This is a genomic window from Micromonospora ferruginea (assembly GCF_013694245.2).
Taxonomy (GTDB): Bacteria; Actinomycetota; Actinomycetes; order Mycobacteriales; family Micromonosporaceae; genus Micromonospora; species Micromonospora robiginosa.
In genome coordinates, this window is the sequence record NZ_CP059322.2 from 6,562,114 (window position 1) to 6,580,548 (window position 18,435).

Sequence of the window (18,435 nt, forward strand, 5' to 3'; positions counted from 1 at the left end):
GCCATCGCGCACCGGGAACGCGGGTCTACGATGAGCCGGCCCGGCGGGCCGCCGCCGGCGGCTGAGGAGGTCGCGGTGACGGGGAACGGCACGTCGCGGACGGTGACCGGGGTGCGTGCCCAGGTCCCGCGCGGGTTCGCGATCCTGCTCGCGGTGGTCGCCGCGGTGTGCGCGCTCGCGGCGTTGAGCAGCGCCGTGGCCGCCGACGTGCAGCCGGTCCGCACCGCGATCGACGCGCTGCTGGTGCCGGCGCCGGCCAACCTGGCGTACGCGGTGTTCCTCGGCGTCCTGGCCGCCGCGGCCCGGCGGCGCAAGCGGCTGGCCTGGTGGGTGCTGCTGGTCTACTTCAGCCTCACGCTGGTGGTCGGGCTGGCGGCCGGCGGGCTGCTGCTGATGGTGGGCGCCAACCGGCTCAACCACGCCGCCGGCCAGCGGCTCTTCGGCACCCTGGAGACGATCGGCGTCTGGGTCGGCATCGCGTTCGCCGCCGCCGCGGTGGCGCTGCTGGTCGCCGCCCGGCGGGAGTTCTACGCCCGGGTCCGGCCGGGCAGCACCTGGCAGGCGCTGGGCGTCCTCGCCGGCCTGGCCGCCGCCTTCGTCGGCCTGGGCTACCTGCTGGTCCTGGTCGAGCCGGGCAGCCTGCACACCTGGTCCGACCGGCTGGGCTACGCGGTGGAGAAGGTCTTCGGTGGCGCCGTCACGCTGGACGTGACCCGGCGCGGGCAGGCGCCCGGGTGGGTCAACCTGCTGCTCGGCGCGTTCGGCGCGACCGCGTTCCTGGCCGCCCTGTTCACCCTGGTCCGCTCGCAGCGGGCCAACGCGGTGCTGCACGCCGGCGAGGAGGAACGGATCCGGGAGCTGCTGGCCCGGCACGGCGAGCGGGACTCGCTCGGCTACTTCGCCACCCGGCGGGACAAGGCGGCCGTCTTCTCGGCCAGCGGCAAGGCCGCGCTGACCTACCGGGTGGTCAACGGCGTCAGCCTGGCCAGCGGCGACCCGGTCGGCGACCCGGAGGCGTGGGGCCCGGCCATCGAGGCGTGGCTGGAGCACTCCCGGGCCTACGCCTGGACGCCCGCGGTGCTGGGGGCCAGCGAGGCCGGCGCGCGGGCGTACCGCCGGCACGGGCTCAAGGTGCTCCAGCTCGGTGACGAGGCGATCCTGCTGACCCGGGAGTTCGACCTGGACGGGCGGGACATGCGGCCGGTGCGCCAGGCGGTGCACCGGGTGGAGCGGGCCGGCTACACCGCGCTGGTGCGCCGGCACGCCGAGATCCCGCCGGAGGAGATGGCCCAGGTGGCCGCGCTGGCCACGTCGTGGCGGGACACCGGGCACGAGCGCGGCTTCTCGATGGCGCTGGGCCGCCTCGGCGACCCGGCCGACGGCGACTGCGTGCTGGTCGAGGCGCGTGACCGCGACGGCCGGGTGCGCGGGCTGCTGTCGTTCAGCCCGTGGGGCACGCGCGGGGTGTCGCTGGACCTGATGCGCCGGGACCGGGCCGCCGACAACGGGGTCACCGAGTTCATGGTTGCCGCGTTGCTGGCCGCCGGCGGGCGCCTCGGCGTCGACCGGGTGTCGCTCAACTTCGCCGCGTTCCGCGCGGTGTTCGAGCAGGGCGCGCGGATCGGCGCCGGGCCGGTCATCCGGGCCTGGCGGCACACCCTGCTGTTCTTCTCCCGCTGGTGGCAACTGGAGTCGCTCTACCTCTCCAACGCGAAGTACCAGCCGCACTGGACCCCGCGTTACCTCTGCTTCGCCGAGCGCCGGGAGCTGGCCCGGGTTGGTCTCGCGGCGGCCGCCGCCGAGGGCTTCCTGGCCCTGCCCGGTGGCCGGCCCACCCCGCTGCACGGGGTGCCGCCGGCCGGCGGTGGGGTCGGCTACGTGCCGCCGGCCGCCGCGGCGGTCCGGGCCGTCCCGCCGGAGCCGCCCGCCGCGCGCCGGCCGGAGCAGATCCGGGTACGCCTGGCGAAGCTGGACCGGCTGCGCGCCGAGGGCGTCGAGGCGTACCCGGTGGGTTATCCGCGCACGGCGAGCTGCGCGGCGGTGCGGGCACGGCACGCCGGGCTGGCCCCGGACACCGGCGCCGGTGAGACGGTGGGGGTGGCCGGTCGGGTGCTGCTGGTCCGTGACCACGGGCGGCTGCTCTTCGTCACCGTGCGCGACGGCAGCGGCGACCTCCAGCTCCTGCTGGAGCACGACCTGGACCGGTGGCGCTCGACCGTCGACATAGGCGACCACGTGGGCGCGACCGGCGAGGTCTACGCGACCCGGCGCGGCGAGCTGTCGGTGCGGGTGGCGGGTTGGGAGCTGACCGCCAAGTGCCTGCGTCCGCTGCCGGACAAGCACCACGGGCTGGCCGACCCGGAGGCGCGGGTCCGGCAGCGCTACCTCGACCTGGCGCTGGACCCGGAGGCCCGGGCGATGGTGCGGGCGCGCGGCGCGACGCTGCACAGCCTGCGCGCCGGGCTGGCCGGGCGGGAGTTCCTGGAGGTCGAGACGCCGATCCTGCAACGGGTGCACGGCGGCGCCAACGCCCGCCCGTTCGTCACCCACATCAACGCCTACGACCTGCGGCTGAGTCTGCGCATCGCGCCGGAGCTGTATCTGAAGCGGCTCGCGGTCGGCGGCATCGAGCGCGTCTACGAGCTGGGCCGGGCGTTCCGCAACGAGGGCGTGGATGCCACCCACAATCCCGAGTTCACCGTGCTGGAGGCCTACCAGGCGTACGCCGACTACCACGACATGCGTGAGCTGGCCCGGGAGCTGATCGTGGCGGCGGCCACCGCGGTGCACGGTGCGCCGGTGGTCCGCCGGCCCGGCGGTGAGCTGGTCGACCTGGGTGGCGCGTGGCGGGCGGTCACGGTGCACGAGGCGATCTCGGCCGCGTTGGGCGAGGAGGTCACCGCCGACACCGAGCTGGCCACGTTGCGCAAGCACTGCGACGCGGCCGGGGTGCCGTACGACCCGCGGTGGGCGGCCGGCGCGGTGCTGCTGGAGCTGTACGAGCGGTTGGTGGAGGCGCGCACCGAGGCGCCCACGTTCTACCTGGACTTCCCGACCGAGGTCTCACCGCTGACCCGCCAGCACCGACGCGACCCGCGGCTGGCCGAGCGCTGGGACCTGGTGGCGTACGGGATGGAGTTGGGCACCGCCTACACCGAGCTGGTGGATCCGACCGAGCAGCGGCGGCGGCTGACCGCGCAGTCGTTGCAGGCGGCCGGCGGCGACGCGGAGGCGATGGAGCTGGACGAGGACTTCCTCACCGCGCTGGAATACGCGATGCCGCCGACCGGCGGCCTGGGGCTGGGCGTGGACCGGCTGGTGATGCTGCTGACCGGCCGGTCGATCCGGGAGACGCTGCCGTTCCCGCTGGTCCGCGAGTCGTCCTGACCGCCGGGCGTGACACGGGGTTCTAGGGTGGGCGTGTGGTGGGGATGCTGGGGCTGCTGACCGGGCCGTGGGCGTACGCCCTCGCCCTGGTCGCGGACCGGCCGGCCGGGTTGCTGGCCGGCGCCGCGGTGGCCGCCGCGCTGCTGCTGGCCACGGTGCTCGCGCTGCGGGTGCGGGCGCTGCCCACCCCGCCGGGCGCGCGGCACGCCGCCTCGGTGCGCGCCCGCGCCCGGAGCCGGCGGATGCCCCGCCAGGTCGACCCGGACGCGCCGGGCCGTCCGCGCCCGCGCGCACCCGGACTGCGCTCCTCGGCCGCCTGACCACTCCCGCCGGGCCGCACCCCGCTCGCGTCACGGACGCGCCCGGGGGCGACCGTCGCGGGTGGTTCGCGGTCGGTTCCGTCGTCATCCGTCCCGCCGTGCCGCGCCGTCGCGCGCCCGGGGCATCCGGAATCCTCCGAGGGGTCTGCCCATGTTCGCCTTCGCACCGTTGCACTCCGCGGCCTCGGCCGCCGCGTCCGTCGTCACCTGGCTCGCCGACGCGCTCGTCCCGCTCGCCGGCGGCGCCGCGACGGCCGCCGCCATCGTCCTGTTCACCGTCGGGGTCCGGCTGCTGATCTCGCCGCTCACGCTCGCCCAGGTCCGCGGGGAGCGGCGCCGCGCGGCGCTCGCCCCCGAGGTCCGGGAACTCCGGCGCCGGTACGCCGACGATCCGGCCACGCTCCAGAGCGAGCTGTTCGCGCTCTACCGGCGGGCCGGGGCCAGCCCGGTCGCGGGTTGCCTGCCGGCGCTGTTGCAGGCGCCGTTCTTCCTGGTCATGTACCGCGTCTTCGCGACCGGGGACGGCGCGCCGGAGCTGCTGGGGCAGCGGCTGGCCGGCGTACCGCTGGGGTGGCACCTCGGCGACGGGCTGGCCGGCGGCGTGCCGGTGGTGTTCGGGGTGCTGCTGGCCGCGCTGCTGGCGCTGGCGTGGTGGTCGTCGCGGCGGGCGCGCCGGCTGGCGGCGGCCAGCGGCACGGTCGGCGGCGCGCCGGCCGAGGGGCCGGGCGCGGCGGTGCTGGGCCGGCTGGTGCCGCTGCTGCCGTTCGGGACCGTGCTGGTGGCGCTGGTGGTGCCGCTCGCGGCGGTGCTCTATCTGGTCACCACCACCGCGTGGACGGCGCTGGAGCAGGGCCTGCTGCGCCGCCCGCAGCCGGTAGCCATCGACAAGCGTTGACAAATGCGGGGGCGGGCGCGTAGAAATCGCTCTCAGAGAGCGCTCTCCGCCCCGTCCCCGCAGAGAGGCACCCCAAATGGACCCGAACCCGGCGGCTGCGGCCGCCCCCACCACCACGTCCCGGTCCCGCCGCCGGCTCGGCCTGGCCGCGGCCCTGGTCGCCGCCACCACCGCGCTCGCCGGCGTCTCGATGACCGCGCAGGCCGCCGTCCCCGCGCCGCCCGCCGGGTGGAGTCTGGTGTGGAGCGACGACTTCACCGGCGCGTCCGGCTCGCTGCCCTCGTCGGCCAACTGGATCGTCGACACCGGCACCAGCTATCCCGGCGGCCCGGCCAACTGGGGCACCGGCGAGATCCAGACCTACACCTCCAGCACCGCCAACCTCGCCCAGGACGGCGCCGGCAACCTGCGCATCACCCCGCTCAAGGACGGCGCCGGCCGCTGGACCTCGGCCCGGATCGAGACGGTACGCAGCAACTTCAAGCCGCCGAGCGGCGGCGTGCTGGCGATCGAGGGCCGGATCCAGATGCCCAACGTCACCGGCGCGGCGGCGGCCGGCTACTGGCCGGCGTTCTGGGCGCTCGGCTCCCCCTACCGGGGCAACTACCAGAACTGGCCGGGCATCGGCGAGTTCGACGTGATGGAGAACGTCAACGGGATCAACTCGGTGTGGGGCGTGCTGCACTGCGGCGTCGCGCCGGGCGGCCCGTGCGACGAGTTCAACGGCCGCGGCGCGTCCCGGGCCTGCCCCGGCAGCACCTGCCAGTCGGCGTTCCACACCTACCGGTTCGAGTGGGACGCCTCGGCGAGCCCGCAGCAACTGCGCTGGTACGTCGACGGGCAGCTCTTCCACACCGTCACGCAGAGCCAGGTCGGCGAGCCGTACTGGACGCAGATGACCGGCCACGCCGGCTACTTCCTGCTGCTCAACGTGGCGATGGGCGGTGGCTTCCCGAACGGGGTGGCCGGCTCGACCACGCCCACCGCGTCGACCGTGTCCGGCCGGCCGATGCTCGTCGACTACGTCGCGGTCTACTCCCGGGGCGGCGGGGGCAACCCGTCGCCGACGCCCACCACCCCGCCGCCGGGCGGCGTGCGCAACGCGTACGCGACCATCGAGGCCGAGTCGTTCAACGGGCAGAACGGCGTGCAGGTGGAGACGTGCGCCGAGGGCGGGCAGGACATCGGCTTCCTGGCCAACGGCGACTGGGCCCGCTACGACAACGTGGACTTCGGCTCGACGCCGCCGCGTGACTTCGTGGCCCGGGTCGCCTCCGGCGCGGCGGCCGGGGTGAGCGGCCTGGTGGAGGTGCGGGTGGACAGCCCGACCGCGACCCCGATCGGCAGCTTCGCGGTCGGCAACACCGGTGGCTGGCAGAGCTGGCGTTCGGTGCCCGGCAACGTCGGCGCGGTGACCGGCCGGCACACCGTCTATCTCACGTTCAGCAGCGGCCAGCCGGCCGACTTCGTCAACGTCAACTGGTTCACGTTCCGCCGCTGAGATGTAAGGCGGGGGCCCCGCTTAACGCATTCGGATGTGGCGGGGGCCCCGCCTAACACCTGAACCCGCGCGGCGGTCAGCGCCCGGTGGTCACCGACTGCCGGGCGCGCCGCCGGCGTACCTTCTTCGCCACCCAGCTCACGATCATCACGGCGAAGACCGCGAAGATCGCGTAGTTGAACCACTGGCTGTAGCGGTCGACGTCCTCCCAGCGCGACCCGAGGAGGAAGCCGGCGCCCACGATCAGCGTGTTCCAGACCCCGCTACCAAGCGTGGTGAGCAGGATGAACTCGCCCAGCGGCATGCGGTTCGCGCCGGCCGGGATCGACACCAGGCTGCGCACCACCGGCACCACCCGGCCGATCAGCACCGCCCAGCGGCCGTGCCGCTCGAACCAGCGGTCCGCCTTCTCCAGATCCTCCAGGTCCACCAGCGGAATGTGGTCCAGCCAGCGCTTGAGCCGGTCCTCACCGAGCGCCGCGCCGAGCCAGTAGAGCACCAGCGCGCCGAGCAGCGAGCCGGCGGTCGCGGCCAGCACGATCACCACCACGTTGAACCGGCCCTCGGCGGAGAGGTAGCCGGCCATCGCCAGCACGATCTCACTCGGGATCGGCGGGATGATGCTCTCCAGCGCCACCAGCAGCGCCACGCCCACCGCGCCCAGCGAGTCGATCACGCTCGCCACCCACCCGGTCAGCCCGGTGAACTGGTTCGGGTCGACGTTCTGGGCCAGGGCCATGGGCGGTCCTTCCACACGGGGGCCGGGGATCCGGCACTAGTACCCGTGTGAGCGGTGCTCACACCCGCCGGTGACCTGGCTAACCCTCCGGGTGCAGCGCCGCGTCCGCCGGCCCGCGCCGCCAACCGGTGAAGCGGACCAGCAGGCCACCGTGGCTGGGCGAGCAGCAGTACGGCCCGGCCGTCGCCTCCGCCGCCGGGTCCAGCGGGGCGACCCGCACCAGCCGCCACGGCTCGTCGTCCACCCGGGCCCGGACGGTCAGCGCGTCGCCGGCCCGGCTCACCCGGACCGTCACCTCCCGCCCCGACCAGTCCGGCACCGGCGCCACCGACCAGTCGGAGAACTCGTCGGTGACCACGGCGCCGACCTGCGGCGCGCCGTCGCTCACCTCGACGCCGGCCTTGGTCCACCGCCGCTCGTTCACCCGCACCAGCACGCCGGCCTGGTCGAACTGGGCCGCGTAGTCGAGCCGGAAGGACACCTCCACGGCGGTGTCCACCGCGAACGGGGCGAGCAGCGCCGAGCCGTCGTCGTGCACGAAGCCGTAGCTGGTGCGCCGCCAGAAGTCGCTGCCGCCACGCGGCTCGACCAGGAGCCCGCCGTCGACGGCGTCCGCCCGCTCCGGCGGGTTCAGCCAGTCACCGAGGGACCAGTCGGTGCCGGACGCGTCCTCGCTCATGGGGGCACGGTACCGGGTTTGCCGATCGACGCGGCCGGAGAAGTAGTCGTCGCATGGGTGACAGGTGGTATCAGGAGGCGGTCGTCTACTGCCTCGACGTCGACACGTACGCGGACTCCGACGGCGACGGGGTGGGTGACTTCCAGGGGCTGATCGGCCGGCTCGACTACCTGGCCCGGCTGGGGGTGACCTGCATCTGGCTCAACCCGATCCATCCCTCGCCCAACAAGGACGACGGATACGACGCGACCGACTTCTACAACGTCGACCCGCGGCTCGGGACCCTCGGCGACTTCGCCGAGCTGCTGCACCAGGCGCAGAACCACGGCATCCGGGTGATCATCGACCTGGTGGTCAACCACACCTCGGACCAGCACCCGTGGTTCCAGTCCGCCCGCTCCTCGCCCGACTCGCCGTACCGCGACTGGTACGTCTGGTCCGACCACGAGCCGGACGACCGCCACCAGGGCATGGTCTTCCCCGGCGAGCAGCACGAGACCTGGTCCTACGACCGCACCGCCAAGGCCTGGTTCTACCACCGGTTCTACAAGTTCCAGCCGGACCTCAACATCGAGAACCCGAAGGTCCGCGCGGAGATCAAGAAGATCACCTCGTTCTGGCTCCAGCTCGGCGTCTCCGGCTTCCGGATGGACGCGGTGCCGTTCATCATCGAGAAGACCGAGCCGGGCAACCCGAACGCGCCCAAGGACTTCGACTACCTCACCGACCTGCGCCAGCACGTGCAGTGGCGGCGCGGCGACGCGGTCCTGCTGGCCGAGGCGAACGTCGAGCCGGACCAGTTGCCGGTCTACTTCGGCGACGGCAGCGGCTCCGGCAACCGGATCCACATGCTCTTCGACTTCATGCTCAACGGCCGGCTGATGCTGGCGTTCGCCCGGGAGGACCCGGAGGCGATCATCGACGCGCTGCGGGACACCCCGAAGCTGCCCACCGGCGGGCAGTGGGCCACGTTCCTGCGCAACCACGACGAGATCGACCTGTCCCGGCTCACCGCCGACCAGCGCAACGACGTGCTGGCGAAGTTCGGGCCGGACGAGAACATGCAGCTCTACGGCCGGGGCATCCGCCGCCGGCTCGCCCCGATGCTCGGCAACGACCGCCGGCACATCGAGCTGGCGTACGCGTTGCAGTTCTCGCTGCGGGGCACGCCGGTCCTGCGCTACGGCGAGGAGATCGGCATGGGGGAGGACCTGTCGCTGAAGGGCCGCGACGCGATCCGCACCCCGATGCAGTGGTCCTACAAGGACAACGCCGGCTTCTCCACCGCCGAGCCGGAGAAGCTGGTCCGCCCGGTCATCGACAAGGGCGAGTACGGCTACCAGCAGGTCAACGTCACCGCGCAACGCAAGGACCCGCGCTCGCTGCTGGGCTGGTTCGAGCGGATGATCCGGACCCTGCGGGAGGCGCCGGAGGTCGGCTCCGGCAGCACCACCCACATCGACGTGCCGGTGCCGGCCGGTGTGCTCGCGCACCGCGCCGACGGGCGGACCGGGACCATGGTCTTCCTGCACAACCTCGGCACCGAGGACGTGGAGGTGGACCTGAGCACGCTGGCGCCCGAGGCGGACCTGCCGATCGACGTGCTCAGCGACCGCAACTACGAGGACGTGGGCAAGCTCGACCGGCTCAAGCTCGCCGGCCACGGCTACCGGTGGATCCGGCTCTGCCGGGGCGGGGCCCTGTAGGCGGACGCGACGGCGGGTTAGGCTCCTTCGATCGAGCCCAAGTTACCGGGAGGTAATCATGTCGGAGGAGCCCCGCGTCGCCATCGTGACCGGAGCCGCGCGCGGCATCGGCGCGGCCACCGCCCGGCGGCTGGCGGCCGACGGCATGGCCGTCGCCGTGGTCGACATCGAGGAGTCCGCCACCAAGGAGACCGTTGACGCCATCGCCGCCGCCGGTGGCCGGGCGCTCGGCGTCGGCGCCGACGTGGCCGACCGGGCCCAGGTGGAGGCCGCCGTCGAGCGGGTCGCCGCCGAGCTGGGCGCGCCGACCGTGCTGGTCAACAACGCCGGCGTGCTCCGCGACAACCTGCTGTTCAAGATGGCCGACGCCGACTGGGACACGGTCATGGCCGTGCACCTGCGCGGCGCGTTCCTGTTCAGCCAGGCCGCGCAGAAGCACATGGTCGAGCGGAAGTGGGGCCGGATCGTCAACCTCTCCAGCACCTCGGCGCTGGGTAACCGGGGGCAGGCGAACTACGCCGCCGCCAAGGCCGGCCTCCAGGGTTTCACCAAGACGCTCGCCATCGAGCTGGGCCCGTACGGGGTGACCGTCAACGCGGTCGCGCCGGGCTTCATCGTCACCGACATGACGGCGGCCACCGCGGCCCGGATGAAGGTCGACTTCGCCGCGCTCCAGGAACACGCCGCCGCCGAGATCCCGGTACGCCGCGCCGGCCGCCCGGAGGACGTCGCGCACACCATCTCGTTCCTGGCGAGCGAGGGCGCGTCCTTCGTCTCCGGCCAGGTCATCTACGTCGCCGGCGGCCCCAAGGACTGACCGGTGCCGGGTGCGGCCCCGCCTCAGGCGGGGTCGCGCCGGGTGCGCCAGAGCCAGAGCAGGCCGAGCACCGGCAGCACCAGCGGGACGTAGCCGTAGCCACCGCCGAAGTCGGACCAGACCGTCTCGTCCGGGAACAGCTCCCTGTCGGCGATGCTCAGCACGCCCACCGCGAGCACCCCGACCAGCTCGACCGAGCAGCACGCCAGCGCGACCCGGCGGCCGGCGTGCCCGGCCCGGGCCAGCCCGACCGCCGCCACGATGTAGATCAGCGCGGCGAGCGCGGAGAGCAGGTACGCCACCGGCGCCTCGTCGAACTTCGTGGCGATCTGCAACCCGGCCCGCGAGGTCGCGGCGATGGCGAACAGGATGTAGACCGCGATCAGCAGCCGGCCCGGCCCGGCGTTGGTGGCGCGCTCCGGCGCCCGCGTCTCAGCCACCGACGACCTCCCAGGTCTGCTGCAACCGCACCACCACGACCGGGGTGACCAGGCAGATCGCGCAGACGATGGCCGAGCCCCACCGGGTCGGCTCCATCCGGGCCAGCACCCAGGCCAGCGGTGGCAGGCAGACGAGCGTCACCAGGTAGCCGAAGAACGCCCCCGGCTCACCGGGCCGGTCGCCGCCGCCGAGCGCGACCAGCGCCACCACGGTCAGCGCCAGCAGCGCCACCTCCACCACGGCCAGGCCGGCGAACTGGACCCGGTCCGGCGGGCGGTGGCGTACCGCTGCCACCAGCGCCCAGACCGCCACCGCCAGCGAGAGCACGATCGCGAGCGTGGCGAGCCACCCGTCCACCGGCGACCCGGCCGCCGCCGCGCTGGTCATCGACGCAGTGTCGTTCACCGGCCCAGCCTACTAATGCTCGTAGTAGTGGCTCTGCGCGCGGGTCGGGGCGCGCCGGCCGGACCGGGCGACTAGCGTGGATCACGGTCCCGGCGGACGCCGGCGGCCGACGACGACGGCAGGGGGTCGCGGTGCGGTTCGGGTTGTTCGGCACCGGTCACTGGGCGGCGGAGACGCACGCCGCCGCCATCGACGCCCACCCGCGGGCCCGGCTCGCAGGCGTCTGGGGGCGGAACCCGGCGAAGGCGCAGGCGCTGGCCGAACGGCACGGCGTGCCCGCCTTCACCGAGGTGGACGCGCTGCTCGACGCGTCCGACGCGGTCGCCGTGGCACTCCCGCCGGACGTGCAGGCCGACATCGCGGTGCGGGCCGCCACCGCCGGGCGGCACCTGCTGCTGGACAAGCCGCTGGCGCTGAACCTCGCCGACGCCGACCGGGTGGTCGACGCGGCCCAGGCGTCCGGCGTGGCCTCGGTGGTGTTCTTCACCCAGCGCTTCCACCCGAACGTCACCGGCTTTCTCGCCTCGACCGCGGCGGCCGGCGGCTGGCAGCACGCCCGAGCCACCATGTTCGCCTCGATCTACCAGCCCGGCAACCCGTACGGCGACTCGCAGTGGCGGCGCGACCGGGGCGCGCTGTGGGACATCGGCCCGCACGCGCTGTCGCTGATCCTGCCGGTGCTCGGCCGGGCCACCCGGGTCGCCGCCATGGACGGGCCGAGCGGCCTGGTGCACCTGCTGCTCACCCACGACGGCGGCGCGACCAGCTCGCTCTCGCTCACCCTCGACGCGCCGGCCGAGGCGGTCACCCGGGACTTCGTCTTCTTCGGCGAGAACGGCACCGAGACCGCGCCGCCCGGCGACGGCAGCGTGCTCCAGGCGTTCGGCGCCGCGCTCGACCAGCTTCTGGAGGAGGTCGACGCGGGCACCCGCGACCACCGCTGCGACGTCCGGTTCGGCCGCGAGGTGGTGGCGGTGCTCGACGCCGCCGAGACCGCCCGCACCCAGGGCCGCACGGTCGACCCCCGGTAATCCCGTCGCGGGCGCGGCGACCCGCCGCTAGCCTGGCCGGCATGTTCACGCATGCCCTGATCAACGCGGCCGTCGCGCCGGCCGCGTACGGGCACCTCCAGGTCGCCCGCCCGCGGTTCCGGCGCCCGGCCCTGGCCGGCCGGGACGCCCACCGCGCCTGACGCCCCGCGTCCCACCTTCCAGGGTCGTCCGAGTCCCGATCCGCTCGGACCGCCCGCCCGTCCGCACGACCACGTCGGCCCCCGGCCGGCGTGGCGGTGACACCTGCGCAGCGGTCCGTACCCGTCGCCACGCCGGCGACAGACAGGACGAACCCGTGGCGCCCCGCCGACCCACCGCACGCGACCGGTCCCGTCGCGTACTGTCCCAGAACTTCCTCGCCGACCCGGCCGCCGTCGCCCGGATGGTCGCCGCCGTCCGCACCGGCCCGGACGACCTGCTGCTGGAGGTGGGCGCCGGACGAGGCCGGCTGACCCGGCCGCTCGCCGCGCGCTGCCGCCGGCTGATCGCGTACGAGATCGACCCGGCCGTGCTGCCGGACCTGGCCGCCGCCTGCGCGCCCCTGCCGGCGGTCGAGGTGCGGGCCGCCGACTTCCTCGCCGCGTCCCCGCCCGGCGAGCCGTTCTCGGTGGCCGGCAACATCCCCTGGTCGCTGACCGCGGCGGTGGTCCGCTGGTGCCTGGCCGCGCCCTCGCTGCGCGCGGCGACGCTGCTCACCCAGCTCGACTACGCGCGCAAGCGCACCGGCGGCCACGGCCGGTGGAGCCGGCTCACGGTGCTCACCTGGCCGGAGCACCACTGGCGGCTGGCCGGGCGGGTGCCCCGGGAGGCGTTCCGGCCGGTGCCGGCCGTCGACGGCGGCATCCTGCGCCTGGAGCGCCGGACCGAGCCGCTGCTGGCGCCGGCCGTGCTGCCGGCGTACCGGAGGATGGTGGAGTCGGGCTTCGGCGGCGTCGGCGGCTCGCTCGCGGCCTCGCTGCGCGCCGCCCACCCGGGCCGGCGGGTCGACGGCGCGCTGCGCGCCGCGCGGATCGCGCCGGACACCCCGGTCGGGCTGGTCTGGCCCGAACAGTGGCTGGTGCTGTTCCGGCTGCTGCACGCCGGCGATCCCGGACGGGCCGGAAAATCGCGGCCATCCGGAGCGGCGCCGGCGCCGAATGCCTACCGTGCTGGCAGAGGGAGCGGGCGGAGGGCGGGACCGGATGACCCACGGCGACAGCGCCGGTGACGTGCCGGGGCGGTCGAGGCTGCACGCCGTGCCCTCGGCCGCCCCGGACCAGCGGGCGGAGACCGACGACCTGCTGCGGGCGGTGGCGCGCGGCGACGAGGCGGCGTTCGAGCGGCTCTACGGCCTCGTCTCGCCGCGCGTCTACGGACTGGCGCGGCGGGTGCTGCGCGACCCGGCCCAGGCCGAGGAGGTCGCCCAGGAGGTGCTGGTCGAGGTGTGGCGCACCGCCGCCCGGTTCGATCCGGCGTTGGGGTCGGCCACCTCGTGGATCTTCACCATCGCCCACCGCCGCGCGGTCGACCGGGTCCGGTCCGAGCAGGCCGGCGCCGAACGCACCCGCCGGGTCGCCGCCGGATCCTCGGAGACACCGTACGACGAGGTGGCCGAGGAGGCGGCGGCCCGGCTGGAACGGCAGCAGGTGCGCCACTGCCTGGACGCGCTCACCGAGGTGCAGCGCGAGGCGATCACGCTGGCCTACTACGGCGGGCACAGCTACCGCGAGGTGGCCGGCCTGCTGGACACCGCGCTGCCGACCGTCAAGACCCGCATGCGGGACGGGCTGATCCGTCTGCGCGACTGCCTGGGAGTGGAGCTGACCCGATGACCGACATCCACGCGCTCGCCGGGGCGTACGTGCTCGACGCGGTGGACGACGTCGAGCGGGCCGCGTTCGCCCGGCACCTGGACGGCTGCGAGAGCTGCGCGCTGGAGCTGGCCGAGTTCCGCGAGACGGCCGCCCGGCTGGCCGACTCGACCTGGTCGGTGCCCCCGCCCGCGGTGCGCGAGGCGGTGTTGGCCGAGATCCGGCGTACCCCGCAGGAACGGCCGCGCCCGGCGGGCCGGTCCGGTTCGGCCCGCGCCGGGACCTGGCGGCGCCGGCTGGCGGTCGCGGCCGCCGCCGTGCTGCTGGCCGGTGGCGCGGGCGCGGCCACCTGGGTGGCCCAGGAGCAGCGGGTACGCGACGCGCGCACCGAGGCCGGCGCGGCCCGAAACGAGGCGGGCGCGGCCCGAAACGAGGCGGGCCGGATCCGGGCGGTGCTGGCCGCGCCCGACGCGGTGGTCCGCACCGAGGCGGTGCCGGCCGGCGGCCGGGTCACCGTGGTGGCGTCGGCGAGCCGGGACGAGGGGGTGGCCCTGGTGGACGGGCTGGCCGCACCCGCACCGGGGCGGGCCTACCAGCTCTGGCTGATCGAGGGCACCACGGCCACCTCGGCCGGGGTGCTGCCGGCCGGTCAGGGCGGCGGCACGAAGCTGCTCTCCGGCGTCCGCGGCAAGGGCGTGTTCGGCGTGACCGAGGAGCCGTCGAGCGGATCGGCGCAGCCGACCATGACGCCGCTGGTGGCGTTCGCGCTCACCTGATCTCTTTCGGCGAGCGACCCATCCGGGCGGCGGTGAGCACCGAATCCCCTTCAGACCGACAGTTCACCACTTGAAGGGATTTCCCCGATGCGCCCCATGAAGCTCACCGCCGTCGCGCTCGCCGCCACCCTCGGCCTCGGCCTCGCCGCCTGCGGCGGGAACGGCGACGACATGGACGCCGCCGCGCCGGCCAGCAGCGCCCCGATGACGTCCGCGCCGGCCAGCAGCGCGCCCGCGATGGCCGACGGCCAGTTCGGTCCCGGCTGCGCCGCGGTGCCCACCGACGCGTCGAACCCCGGCAGCTTCGCCGCCATGGCCCAGGTGCCGGTGGCCACCGCCGCCTCCGGCAACCCGCTGCTCAGCACGCTCGTCACCGCCGTCAAGCAGGCCGGACTCGTCGACTCGCTGAACAGCGCCCAGGGCTTGACCGTCTTCGCGCCGACTAACGACGCGTTCGGCAAGCTGCCCAAGGCCGACCTGGACAAGGTCCTCGCCGACAAGAAGATGCTCACCGACGTGCTGACCTACCACGTGGTGGAGGGCAAGCTCGGCCCGGACCAGCTCGCCGGCGCGCACAAGACGCTCCAGGGCGGCGAGGTGACGGTCGCCGGCAGCGGCACCGAGTTCACCGTGAACGGCAACTCCATGGTCGTCTGCGGCAACGTGCAGACCGCCAACGCGACCGTCTACATCGTCGACTCGGTCCTGATGCCGAAGTCCTGACGTCGCCACCGCCGGTGAGGGGAGGAACCGATGACCCGCCGTACCCTGGCGGCCGCCGGAACGGGCCTGCTCGCGGCGGCCGCCGGGGTGGCGGTCGCGGAGCTGCTCGCCACCGCCGTCCGCCCGCAGGCGGCGCCACTTGTCGCGGTCGGCGGCACCGTCGTGGACGGCGCGCCCACCGCGGTCAAGGAATGGGCGGTCCGCACGTTCGGCACGTACGACAAGCCACTGCTGCTCGGCGGCATCGCGCTGGTGCTGGCGCTGCTGGCCGCGCTGACCGGGGCCGTCGCCCGCCGCCGCCCGGCGCTGGGCCTGCTCGGACCCGCGGTGCTCGGCGTGGCCGCCACCACCGCCGCGCTGACCCGCCCCGACGCCCGCCCGGTCGACGCCCTGCCGGCCCTGGCCGGCGCCGCCGTGGCCGCCGCCCTCCTGCGCTGGCTGCCCCTGCCCGGCCTGCCGGCCGCCGCACCCGATCTCCCGGACGCCGCCCCCGACCCGGTGGGGGTGGGCCGGGCGGCGTCCGGGGCCGGGTCGGCGGGTGGGGCGACGCGGCGGGCGGTGGTGCGCAACGCGGCACTGGTGGCGGCCGGCACCGCGCTGGCCGGCGTCGGCGCGTCGACACTGCGCCGGCTCGACGTGGCCGACGCGGCCCGGTCCCGGGAGGCCGTCCGGCTGCCCGCGCCGGCCTCGCCCGCCCGGCCCACGCCGGCCGGGGTGGCGCCCGGGTTCCGCACCCCGACCGCGGACTTCTATCGGGTCGACACCGCGCTCACCGTGCCCCGGCTGGACGTGGACGCCTGGCGGCTGCGGCTGCACGGCCTGGTCGAACGGCCGGTCGAGCTGAGCTTCGCCGACCTGCTCGACCGTGGGCTGATCGAGCGGGACGTCACGTTGAGCTGCGTGTCCAACGAGGTCGGTGGCCCGTACGTGGGGACCGCCCGGTGGCTCGGCGCGCCGCTCGCCCCGCTGCTGCGCGACGCCGGTGTCCGGGCCGGCGCCGACCAACTGGTGGCCCGCTCGCAGGAGGGGATGACCATCGGCACGCCGATCGCGACGCTCCTCGACGGCCGGGACGCCATGCTCGCGGTCGGCATGGACGGTGCGCCGCTGCCGTTCACGCACGGCTTCCCGGTCCGGATGCTCACGCCCGGCCTGTACGGGTACGCGGGCGCGTGCAAATGGGTCACCGAGCTGGAGGTGACCACGTTCGACGCCTTCGACGCGTACTGGGTGCGGCGGGGGTGGGCGCGGGAGGCGCCGGTGAAGACGGCGTCCCGGATCGACCGGCCCGCGCCGTTCGCCCGGCTTCCCGCCGGACGGGTCACCGTGGCCGGGGTGGCGTGGGCGCAGCACCGGGGCATCGCAGCGGTGGAGGTCTCGGTGGACGGTGGGCCGTGGCGGGCCGCCGAGCTGCTGCCCACCGCCTCGGTCGACACCTGGGTGCAGTGGCGGTACGCCTGGACCGCTCCGCCGGGCCCGCACAGCCTGCGGGTACGCGCCACCGACGGCACCGGCGCCGTGCAGCCCGAACAGCGGCGTCCCCCGTTCCCCGACGGCGCCACCGGCCACCACACCACCACGGTGACGGTGCAAGGAGGGGCCCCCGCTTAACGCCTTTGGTAGAGGCGGGGGCCCCGCTTAACCGGTGGTGTTAAGCGGGGGGCCCGGCTAACCGGTCACGGTGATCAGGGCCTCGCCCAGCTCGGCGGGAGTGTCGAACTCCTCGGCCGGCAACGTCCGGAGCGCCTGAAGCGCCTCCGTGCTGGCGCCGTTCTCCTGCCCCCAGCGGACCAGGTCCTCCCGGGAGACCGGGTAGTCGAGCCCGGCCAGGAACTCCTGCAACTGCGCGCCGGTGACGGTCATGCCGCGCGGCTACCCGCTGACCGGCCGGGCATGCCCGTACGGCCGCGGTTTGCCCCGGCGGGTCCCGGGTAGCCGCGGACATGCTCGTACAGCGGCTCGGCGCGCCGAGCGACTTCGACCCGCTGCTGGAACGCGTTCGGGACGCCCGGATCGTGATGATCGGCGAGGCGACGCACGGCAGCTACGACTACTACCGGCTGCGGGAGCAGTTGACCCGCCGGCTCATCGCCGAGCAGGGCTTCGACTTCGTCGCGGTGGAGGGGGACTGGCCGGACTGCGACCGGGTGCACCGCTCGGTGGTGGGCGCGCCCGGCGGGGCGGCGGACCCGCTGACCGCGCTGGAACGGTTCGAGCGCTGGCCCACCTGGATGTGGGCCAACGCCGAGGTGGCCCGCTTCTGTCGCTGGCTGCGGGCGTGGAACCTGGACCGCGCCGAGGGCGGGCGCGCCGGCTTCCACGGCCTCGACGTCTACTCGCTGTGGGAGTCCATGCAGGCCATCTTCGACTACCTGGGCGAGGAGGACCCGGCCTCGCTGGAGGCGGCCCAGGAGGCCTACCGCTGCTTCGAGCCGTACGGCAAGCAGGTCGAGGAGTACGGGATGGCCAGCCGGTTCGTCTCCGCCCGGTGCGAGGAGGAGGTGGTGCGGCTGTTGGCGCGTACCCGGGAACAGGCCGCCGCGGACGGCCCGGACCGCTTCGCGGCCTGGCAGAACGCGGAGGTGGTGGCCGGCGCGGAGCGGTACTACCGGGCGATGGTCGGCGGCGGGCCGGAGTCGTGGAACGTCCGCGACGTGCACATGGCCGACACGCTGGACCGCCTGCTAGACCGGTACGGGCCGGACGCGCGGGGTGTCGTGTGGGCGCACAACACGCACGTCGGCGACGCGCGGGCCACCGAGATGGCGGCGGACGGCATGGTCAACATCGGGCAACTCGCCCGGGAGCGGCACGGCCGGGACGCGGTGGCGCTGATCGGTCTCGGCAGTTGGCGGGGGACGGTGGTCGCGGCGCCGCGCTGGGGCTCTCCGGCGGAGACGATGGCGGTGCCGCCGGCCCGGGACGGGTCGCTGGAGCACCGGCTGCACGAGCTGATGCCGGACCGGGCGGTGCTGGTCTTCGGCGGCCCGGACGAGCCGGACTGGGTGACCGGCGAGGTGGACCATCGGGCCATCGGCGTGGTGTACGACCCGAGCTTCGAGTCGTGGGGCAACTATGTGCCGACGCGGCTGGGGGAGCGGTACGACGCGTTCCTCTGGTGCGACGAGACGACCGCCCTGCACCCGCTGCCCGCGCTGGTCACTCCGGGCGAGATGGAGACGTACCCGGCCGGGGTGTGAGCCG

General features: G+C 74.9%; 17 protein-coding genes and 1 pseudogene. 13 read left to right on the top strand and 5 right to left on the bottom strand.

Going from position 1 to position 18,435, the window contains the following annotated elements; genetic code table 11:
- Window positions 1-75: 75 nt before the first annotated feature.
- The 4 genes from lysX to H1D33_RS29640 all read left to right on the top strand — a co-directional run bounded on the left by lysX (window position 76) and on the right by H1D33_RS29640 (window position 6,103).
- On the top strand, window positions 76-3,387 hold the full coding sequence (gene lysX / locus H1D33_RS29625) for a bifunctional lysylphosphatidylglycerol synthetase/lysine--tRNA ligase LysX (RefSeq protein ID WP_246411786.1): 3,312 nt from the start codon (window positions 76-78) through the stop codon (window positions 3,385-3,387).
- Window positions 3,388-3,431: 44 nt separating this feature from the next.
- Window positions 3,432-3,707, top strand: a complete 276-nt coding sequence (locus H1D33_RS29630) for a DUF6412 domain-containing protein (protein WP_181572538.1) — start codon at window positions 3,432-3,434, stop codon at window positions 3,705-3,707.
- 151 nt (window positions 3,708-3,858) lie between these two features.
- Window positions 3,859-4,602, top strand: a complete 744-nt coding sequence (locus tag H1D33_RS29635; protein WP_181570075.1) for a YidC/Oxa1 family membrane protein insertase — start codon at window positions 3,859-3,861, stop codon at window positions 4,600-4,602.
- 76 nt (window positions 4,603-4,678) lie between these two features.
- A complete protein-coding gene (locus H1D33_RS29640; RefSeq protein WP_181570074.1) occupies window positions 4,679-6,103 on the top strand; it encodes a carbohydrate-binding protein in 1,425 nt (474 codons plus the stop codon).
- A 76-nt stretch (window positions 6,104-6,179) separates the two neighbouring features.
- Here the strand turns inward: H1D33_RS29640 and H1D33_RS29645 are convergent, their stop codons facing one another.
- Together H1D33_RS29645 and H1D33_RS29650 are read right to left on the bottom strand one after the other, a co-directional pair.
- Complete coding sequence (locus H1D33_RS29645) at window positions 6,180-6,842, bottom strand: DedA family protein (RefSeq protein WP_181570073.1); 663 nt, start codon at window positions 6,840-6,842, stop codon at window positions 6,180-6,182.
- A 79-nt stretch (window positions 6,843-6,921) separates the two neighbouring features.
- Window positions 6,922-7,521 carry a DUF1349 domain-containing protein gene (locus H1D33_RS29650; RefSeq protein ID WP_181570072.1) on the bottom strand — a complete coding sequence of 200 codons (600 nt, stop codon included), beginning with the start codon at window positions 7,519-7,521 and terminating at the stop codon, window positions 6,922-6,924.
- Window positions 7,522-7,574: 53 nt separating this feature from the next.
- On the opposite strand from H1D33_RS29650, the gene H1D33_RS29655 reads away from it, so the two are divergent.
- Both H1D33_RS29655 and fabG read left to right on the top strand, forming a co-directional pair.
- Complete coding sequence (locus H1D33_RS29655; protein ID WP_181570071.1) at window positions 7,575-9,227, top strand: alpha-amylase family protein; 1,653 nt, start codon at window positions 7,575-7,577, stop codon at window positions 9,225-9,227.
- Between the two features lie 58 nt (window positions 9,228-9,285).
- Window positions 9,286-10,044 (top strand): 3-oxoacyl-ACP reductase FabG, encoded by a 759-nt coding sequence (gene fabG / locus H1D33_RS29660; protein ID WP_181570070.1) that lies wholly within the window; start codon window positions 9,286-9,288, stop codon window positions 10,042-10,044.
- Window positions 10,045-10,067: 23 nt separating this feature from the next.
- Here fabG and H1D33_RS29665 read toward each other — a convergent pair whose 3' ends face one another.
- Both H1D33_RS29665 and H1D33_RS29670 read right to left on the bottom strand, forming a co-directional pair.
- Window positions 10,068-10,484, bottom strand: a complete 417-nt coding sequence (locus tag H1D33_RS29665) for a hypothetical protein (RefSeq protein WP_181570069.1) — start codon at window positions 10,482-10,484, stop codon at window positions 10,068-10,070.
- The gene (locus H1D33_RS29670; protein ID WP_181572537.1) at window positions 10,477-10,872 is read right to left on the bottom strand and encodes a hypothetical protein; all 396 of its coding nucleotides are present in this window, start codon (window positions 10,870-10,872) and stop codon (window positions 10,477-10,479) included. Before H1D33_RS29670 ends, H1D33_RS29665 begins: the two co-directional genes overlap by 8 nt.
- Before the next feature lie 149 nt (window positions 10,873-11,021).
- Here H1D33_RS29670 and H1D33_RS29675 point away from each other — a divergent pair, with 149 nt between their 5' ends.
- The 6 genes and pseudogenes from H1D33_RS29675 (at window position 11,022) to H1D33_RS29700 (ending at window position 16,842) form a co-directional block, all read left to right on the top strand.
- Window positions 11,022-11,921: a Gfo/Idh/MocA family protein gene (locus H1D33_RS29675; protein ID WP_181570068.1), complete on the top strand. Its 900-nt coding sequence runs from the start codon at window positions 11,022-11,024 to the stop codon at window positions 11,919-11,921.
- Window positions 11,922-12,237: 316 nt separating this feature from the next.
- A pseudogene (erm, locus tag H1D33_RS29680) lies at window positions 12,238-13,023 on the top strand (ErmE/ErmH/ErmO/ErmR family 23S rRNA (adenine(2058)-N(6))-methyltransferase); the annotation flags it as partial.
- A 100-nt stretch (window positions 13,024-13,123) separates the two neighbouring features.
- Window positions 13,124-13,753, top strand: a complete 630-nt coding sequence (gene sigK, locus H1D33_RS29685) for an ECF RNA polymerase sigma factor SigK (RefSeq protein ID WP_246411784.1) — start codon at window positions 13,124-13,126, stop codon at window positions 13,751-13,753.
- Window positions 13,750-14,508 (top strand): anti-sigma factor, encoded by a 759-nt coding sequence (locus tag H1D33_RS29690; RefSeq protein WP_181570065.1) that lies wholly within the window; start codon window positions 13,750-13,752, stop codon window positions 14,506-14,508. Before sigK ends, H1D33_RS29690 begins: the two co-directional genes overlap by 4 nt.
- 87 nt (window positions 14,509-14,595) lie before the next feature.
- Window positions 14,596-15,231 (top strand): fasciclin domain-containing protein, encoded by a 636-nt coding sequence (locus H1D33_RS29695; protein ID WP_181570064.1) that lies wholly within the window; start codon window positions 14,596-14,598, stop codon window positions 15,229-15,231.
- 30 nt (window positions 15,232-15,261) lie between these two features.
- Window positions 15,262-16,842 carry a molybdopterin-dependent oxidoreductase gene (locus H1D33_RS29700; protein WP_307755282.1) on the top strand — a complete coding sequence of 527 codons (1,581 nt, stop codon included), beginning with the start codon at window positions 15,262-15,264 and terminating at the stop codon, window positions 16,840-16,842.
- A gap of 57 nt (window positions 16,843-16,899) precedes the next feature.
- On the opposite strand, the gene H1D33_RS29705 is transcribed toward H1D33_RS29700, so the two are convergent.
- The gene (locus H1D33_RS29705) at window positions 16,900-17,094 is read right to left on the bottom strand and encodes a DUF2795 domain-containing protein (RefSeq protein WP_181570063.1); all 195 of its coding nucleotides are present in this window, start codon (window positions 17,092-17,094) and stop codon (window positions 16,900-16,902) included.
- Window positions 17,095-17,174: 80 nt separating this feature from the next.
- Here H1D33_RS29705 and H1D33_RS29710 point away from each other — a divergent pair, with 80 nt between their 5' ends.
- The gene (locus tag H1D33_RS29710) at window positions 17,175-18,431 is read left to right on the top strand and encodes an erythromycin esterase family protein (protein ID WP_181570062.1); all 1,257 of its coding nucleotides are present in this window, start codon (window positions 17,175-17,177) and stop codon (window positions 18,429-18,431) included.
- The last annotated feature ends 4 nt before the right edge of the window (window positions 18,432-18,435 follow it).

What these genes read in the sequence shown, in the direction of transcription:
- H1D33_RS29650 (WP_181570072.1), bottom strand. Translation starts at nt 7,521, where the DNA reads ATGAGCGAGGACGCGTCCGGCACCGACTGGTCCCTCGGTGACTGGCTG.
- H1D33_RS29690 (WP_181570065.1), top strand. Translation starts at nt 13,750, where the DNA reads ATGACCGACATCCACGCGCTCGCCGGGGCGTACGTGCTCGACGCGGTG.
- H1D33_RS29670 (WP_181572537.1), bottom strand. Translation starts at nt 10,872, where the DNA reads ATGACCAGCGCGGCGGCGGCCGGGTCGCCGGTGGACGGGTGGCTCGCC.
- H1D33_RS29700 (WP_307755282.1), top strand. Translation starts at nt 15,262, where the DNA reads ATGACCCGCCGTACCCTGGCGGCCGCCGGAACGGGCCTGCTCGCGGCG.
- H1D33_RS29695 (WP_181570064.1), top strand. Translation starts at nt 14,596, where the DNA reads ATGCGCCCCATGAAGCTCACCGCCGTCGCGCTCGCCGCCACCCTCGGC.
- H1D33_RS29635 (WP_181570075.1), top strand. Translation starts at nt 3,859, where the DNA reads ATGTTCGCCTTCGCACCGTTGCACTCCGCGGCCTCGGCCGCCGCGTCC.
- sigK (WP_246411784.1), top strand. Translation starts at nt 13,124, where the DNA reads ATGACCCACGGCGACAGCGCCGGTGACGTGCCGGGGCGGTCGAGGCTG.
- H1D33_RS29705 (WP_181570063.1), bottom strand. Translation starts at nt 17,094, where the DNA reads ATGACCGTCACCGGCGCGCAGTTGCAGGAGTTCCTGGCCGGGCTCGAC.
- H1D33_RS29655 (WP_181570071.1), top strand. Translation starts at nt 7,575, where the DNA reads ATGGGTGACAGGTGGTATCAGGAGGCGGTCGTCTACTGCCTCGACGTC.
- H1D33_RS29630 (WP_181572538.1), top strand. Translation starts at nt 3,432, where the DNA reads ATGCTGGGGCTGCTGACCGGGCCGTGGGCGTACGCCCTCGCCCTGGTC.
- H1D33_RS29710 (WP_181570062.1), top strand. Translation starts at nt 17,175, where the DNA reads ATGCTCGTACAGCGGCTCGGCGCGCCGAGCGACTTCGACCCGCTGCTG.
- H1D33_RS29640 (WP_181570074.1), top strand. Translation starts at nt 4,679, where the DNA reads ATGGACCCGAACCCGGCGGCTGCGGCCGCCCCCACCACCACGTCCCGG.
- fabG (WP_181570070.1), top strand. Translation starts at nt 9,286, where the DNA reads ATGTCGGAGGAGCCCCGCGTCGCCATCGTGACCGGAGCCGCGCGCGGC.
- H1D33_RS29645 (WP_181570073.1), bottom strand. Translation starts at nt 6,842, where the DNA reads ATGGCCCTGGCCCAGAACGTCGACCCGAACCAGTTCACCGGGCTGACC.